Source organism: Bacillus sp. AFS001701 (assembly GCF_002559405.1).
In the GTDB taxonomy this organism is placed as follows: Bacteria; Bacillota; Bacilli; order Bacillales; family Bacillaceae_G; genus Gottfriedia.
In genome coordinates this window covers 1-488 of sequence record NZ_NTZO01000117.1, presented here as the reverse complement: position 1 = coordinate 488, position 488 = coordinate 1, and the positions used below count along the sequence as shown (strand labels likewise).

General features: G+C 32.4%; 1 pseudogene. It reads right to left on the bottom strand.

The features are described from left to right. Positions 1–146 (bottom strand): annotated as a pseudogene (locus CN514_RS09975) (SpoVR family protein); the annotation flags it as partial. Positions 147–488: the final 342 nt, after the last annotated feature.

Genomic DNA, 488 nt, shown 5'->3' with positions numbered 1-488 from the left:
CTTAGTCCTAAATAATACGGGTTAATGCTTTTTTTTGATGGTTGAACTACTCCTGCATTAAGCTTTGCGTATTCAATCGCTTCGTTTGAGTCGAGGTTTAGTTCACGCATAATTCTTATATGCCAATAACTTGCCCAGCCTTCCGTCTCCCAACGATTTTCTTTTTAACCAAAAACTCAACAATAAGATCAATAATTAAGTTACACATTTAAATCCTCGCTGCCTGACTTGAACTATTTATTATTTAAATTCTTATATATCCTTATTGAACATAGTAAACAGAAACAAATCATTTAATCAGTACAAAAGAAGCTAGTCTAATAATAGACCAGCTTCTTTTGTATTTCTTATAGGTCGTCTATTCGCCCACTAACCTTATTAAATAACCTGCCATTTAGCTCAACCAACAAGATCGCCGATCACGTTGTTCAACTATTGCATGCGTTAGTTGTATTGAAACTTAACTATTTTTAATTAATTAATTAAAA